This is a genomic window from Candidatus Marinimicrobia bacterium CG08_land_8_20_14_0_20_45_22 (assembly GCA_002774355.1).
Taxonomy (GTDB): domain Bacteria; phylum Fidelibacterota; class UBA2242; order UBA2242; family UBA2242; genus 0-14-0-20-45-22.
Genome location: PEYN01000010.1, coordinates 1 through 4,266 on the forward strand (window position 1 = coordinate 1; position 4,266 = coordinate 4,266).

The window sequence follows — 4,266 nt, forward strand, 5'->3', positions numbered from 1 at the left end:
TTGTTGCGTCATCCGCTCCTGAATTTGAAGCCGCTGGGCAAAAGCCGTAATAACGCGCGGAATCTTGCTGAAGCCGATGATTTTACCGTTAGGAATATAAGCGATGTGTGCCTTGCCGAAGAATGGCACGAGGTGATGTTCGCACATGCTGAAGAAATCAACATCTTTCACAATGATCATCTGGTTGTAATTCTCGTAAATGAGCGATTCTTTCAGCATCGCGGGCACATCGACTTTATAGCCCTGAGAAATATATTGCCAGAATTCGGCGACGCGCGATGGCGTTTTCAGCAGTTCCGGCCGTTCGGGATTTTCGCCGATATTGATAAGCAAATTGCGGATGATTTCTTCAGTTTGCATGATGCCTCAGTTCAAAGCCTACCCGGTTTTTTTAATTTATGTTCCAATTCAAAAGATTCTTTTTGACGTAAAATTTCCCGGCGGAGTTCTTCCTCCGATGGAAAATAACGAAAATACTTGGAAATGAAAATTTGCTTTTGATCTTCCGGTAAGGTGAATCGGATGACGGCGTCATTTTTTTCGGCGCAGAGAATTATCCCGATGGGATTATTTTCCTCTTCCGATTTTTGCGTCCGCTGGTAATAATTCACATACATCTGCATCTGGCCGATGTCCTGATGGGTAATTTTCCCAACTTTAAGATCGATCAGGACGAAACAGTGCGCCAGCCGGTTGTAGAAAACCAGATCGATGTAAAAATGGTCGCCATCCAGAGTAACCCGCTGTTGACGAGCGACGAATGAGAACCCTTTTCCAAGTTCCAATAGAAAAAACTGGATGTGATTAATCAACGCCTGCTCGAGGTCTTTTTCGATGATTTTTTCGTGATGTTCCAGCCCAAGAAATTCCAAAACGTAGGGATCTTTGATCAAATCGGATGGAGACTGAATGATTTGTCCTTCGGATGCTAAAGCCAGAACACCCGATTTATCCTTGCTTAGAGCAAGACGTTCAAAAAGCAAAGAACTGATTTGCCGGTCTAATTCACGGGTGCTCCAACGGTTATTGGCGGTCTCGTTCATATAGAATGAACGTGCATCGGGATTTTCGACTCTTAACAACAAGCGATAATGCGTCCAGGTCAGTTCCCGCCTGATAGCCATCCCCAATCCTATAGAGGTTTTGCCACTTGCACCCATGACAGAGATAGCCATTACTTCTCGACGCAGTGCGTCGAGAATTGGGAAAAAGAGGAAAAACTTGCGCATGTACCATAAATTACTCGGATCGAAACCGTGTCCAAATTCAGCAGTGAGTCTTTTAGAAAGTTCTGCGATCAGTCGTTGCCCAAATTTCGCTCTTCTTTTGCCTTTTTGCTCCTCTTCGACGATAATCCGCCCGATATTCCAATAAGCTTCGACCATAATGAAGTTTACTGCCCGATAGGTTCTGGCTCGGGCGTTCTCTAAAACGCTACGGATATTCTGAAAAACAGATTCGGTGACTTGATTTTCTTTAGTCATTGATTCTCTAAGCAGATGGGCAAATATCGTTCAGAACACATTGACCGCATTGCGGACGGCGGGCGATACAAACCACCCGGCCATGTTCGATCAGCAAATGTCCGAGCATCGTCCATTGTTCTTTTGGGAATTGTTTCATCAAATCCTGTTCGATTTTTTCCGGGTCGGCGTTTTTTGTCAGTCCGAGCAGGTTCGCCAGCCGTTTGACGTGTGTATCGACTACGATTCCCGGCACGCCAAAAGCATCGCCGAGAACGACATTGGCGGTTTTGCGGCCGACACCTTCGAGTTGCAGAAGTTCTTCCATCGTTCTGGGAATTTCGCCGCCAAATTTATCGCTGACCGATTTCATGGCGGATTTGATTGCCTTGGCTTTATTGTTGAAAAAGCCGGTCGAGCGGATGTCGTTCTTGAGTTCTTCGAGATCGGCGTCCGCGAAGGCTTGCGCGGTCGGATATTTCTGGAAAAGTCCTGGCGTAACCATGTTGACACGCTTATCGGTACACTGGGCTGAAAGAATGGTCGCAATCAACAGCTCGCGGGGATTGGTATGATTCAGCGCGCAGTGCGCCGTCGGATAGGCGGCGGAGAGGCGGGGGAAGATTACGGAAGAAATATCAGATTTTTCGCTTCTAGTTTTATTTTCCATTTAGTGACTAAGTGAGTTGCAATTTTTGAAAAATTCGAATAATTCCATCATACCAGCCGAAGTAATCATCGGACTGAACTGCATCTGCGACAAGTTTAAGTTCATCCTGTGTCAGTTTTCGATCTAATTCCTGTTCGGCAACAGTCTGAACATCGGCGATCTGAATCGAATAAATAGTTTTATCGCTTCGCATTTATTGCTCCTGAATAAATCTGTTAAAATACCGATCTATTTCTGGACGTAATTCTATACCAACACGTTCGAAACAATCCAGCAATTGATTAAATGCTCCTTCGCCACCTAAAAAATTCCAAAACTCGTCTGCTACTTTTAATTCTTCTTGGAGATCAAGCATTCCTCTCATTGTCCAGCGGCTATAAGGTTTTGGTTCGTATGGATTATAAGGAATTGCAATGAATGATTGAACGTCTGCTTGTGGATTTGAGGCAAGTGCTGCTGCAATCCATTCTAAAAGTGTTCTTTTAAATTCCTTAAAACCACCAGCGTTTGGTTTTGCCGTCTTCAAGTCAAAAAAGTAGATAGTTCCATTATGATCAACAAGTTTAATATCAACCTTAGTGAGTTTGACAGTTTTCATTTCTCCTTGTCTACAAACCGCTCTGATTGATTTGATTTCATCTGGTTTGTTTGGGGACAAATTAGCTGTTGCTAAACCGTCCATTATATTCTGAATTACTTGGTGTGCCTCTGATGAAATTTGTGATCCCGCTGTCTGTTGTGAAGCCGCGCTTGCGAAGTTTGATGATGCGAGTTCTAATGCAACCGGTTCAAATATACTTGTTCCAAAATTCGTGTTTAAGGAATGTATAAAAGAGAATAATGCCATTCTGTCTTTGCCGAGTAACCTTGTGTGAAATGGCATTGATGCTGGTTCAGGATTATAATTCTCAAATTTATGTCGGAGACTGTTACTAAGAATATTTTCAATGGAATTAATTTTTTTTATTGATAGTGGCAATGTTCGCCTCCATTTGTTTTTACTTATTCCGAATCCTTTATATGAAAAATGATCTCTGAATATGCTCCTTTATCTTTTTCAGAACGGTTCAACACCGGCCGTCGGTAGCGATTGACGATTTTCATTCCCGCTTTTTCTGCAATGATAGGATAAAGACCATGCTTATCATTTGCGACAAGAAAAACGTTGTAGTCGGGTCTAAGGTATCTTTTACAATTGATTAAGGCATCAGAAATACCCTGGACGTAAGATTCCCGTGCTTCTCTTCCATTTCCTTTGTAAAGAGGGCCAATTTCTGACTCATCGTTTCTTTCGAATCCGAACAAGTCATATGCATAAGCATGTTGTTCGTGATAATTAATAAGACCAACATACGGCGGACTTGAAAAAATGCCATCGATTTTTTTATTCTGCACAAGACTTGCCAAATCTGGGCATTTGCTTTCAAGTTTTCCGACAATATCAATTACTCTAGAATCGCCGACGAGACAGTGTTGAAAGGTTTCGGTTCTTAACTTATTAAAAGTAGATAACCTGACGATAGTGTCTTTGCTGTATCTCTCCCACCAGTTGAGAATTGAAAAAAGTGGTTTACATATTTTTCCGTGCTTGGCACAATAGTAAGTCGTCGTCATTGGTTCTATTAAAGTTGCTAAATCGGCATGGGTCGTAGCGCGGCAGGATCGAATAGTTCTACTGAAAATAATGCTTATTGCTTTTTTTATATCGATATTCTGTATTGATTTTATTTGGGTGAAAACAAAATCTATTTCGTCTCGAATCGGTTTTAGATACCATTTATCGAGGAAATTACTTTCGGATGATTGCCTTAAGGAAATATCATATTTCTGTATCAATTTCCAGTATATCTTTAAAAATTCATCGGACTTTTTCTGCCCATAGGATTTTTCGTCGATCTTATTCTGTCGAACCTTTTGCTTGTATTCAGGAGATGGAAAAAACTCATTGTCGAATGATGACAATGTTTCGGTCAGTTTGATATCGAACTTAAGAATATTTTTTTTTGAATGAAATGCGCGAAGTGAACGTGTGATTTTTGTTATCTCTTCTTGAAGAGCAAACAAATCGTACTTTCCAATTTTCACATTACTAATCAGGGCGTTGAAAGCGGAAATATCAATTCCGACTGCATG

Annotated in this window: 6 protein-coding genes; all 6 read right to left on the minus strand. The window is 41.7% G+C overall.

Features of this window, described 5'->3' with window-relative positions; genetic code table 11:
* Positions 1-360 (minus strand): GTP cyclohydrolase I FolE (locus tag COT43_00710; protein ID PIS30940.1); only part of this gene is annotated, 360 nt, incomplete at its 3' end.
* 11 nt (positions 361-371) lie between these two features.
* On the minus strand, positions 372-1,484 hold the full coding sequence (locus tag COT43_00715; GenBank protein ID PIS30941.1) for a DUF1016 domain-containing protein: 1,113 nt from the start codon (positions 1,482-1,484) through the stop codon (positions 372-374).
* Positions 1,485-1,491: 7 nt separating this feature from the next.
* Positions 1,492-2,133: an endonuclease III gene (nth, locus tag COT43_00720; GenBank protein ID PIS30942.1), complete on the minus strand. Its 642-nt coding sequence runs from the start codon at positions 2,131-2,133 to the stop codon at positions 1,492-1,494.
* A 7-nt stretch (positions 2,134-2,140) separates the two neighbouring features.
* Positions 2,141-2,326 (minus strand): hypothetical protein, encoded by a 186-nt coding sequence (locus COT43_00725; protein ID PIS30943.1) that lies wholly within the window; start codon positions 2,324-2,326, stop codon positions 2,141-2,143.
* Positions 2,327-3,112 (minus strand): TdeIII family type II restriction endonuclease, encoded by a 786-nt coding sequence (locus tag COT43_00730; GenBank protein PIS30944.1) that lies wholly within the window; start codon positions 3,110-3,112, stop codon positions 2,327-2,329.
* A gap of 23 nt (positions 3,113-3,135) precedes the next feature.
* A partial coding sequence (locus tag COT43_00735; protein PIS30945.1) for a restriction endonuclease subunit M occupies positions 3,136-4,266 on the minus strand: 1,131 nt, incomplete at its 5' end.

Excerpts from the sequence above, each read along its gene's own strand:
- COT43_00715 (PIS30941.1), bottom strand. The coding sequence starts at position 1,484 with ATGACTAAAGAAAATCAAGTCACCGAATCTGTTTTTCAGAATATCCGT.
- COT43_00725 (PIS30943.1), bottom strand. The coding sequence starts at position 2,326 with ATGCGAAGCGATAAAACTATTTATTCGATTCAGATCGCCGATGTTCAG.
- nth (PIS30942.1), bottom strand. The coding sequence starts at position 2,133 with ATGGAAAATAAAACTAGAAGCGAAAAATCTGATATTTCTTCCGTAATC.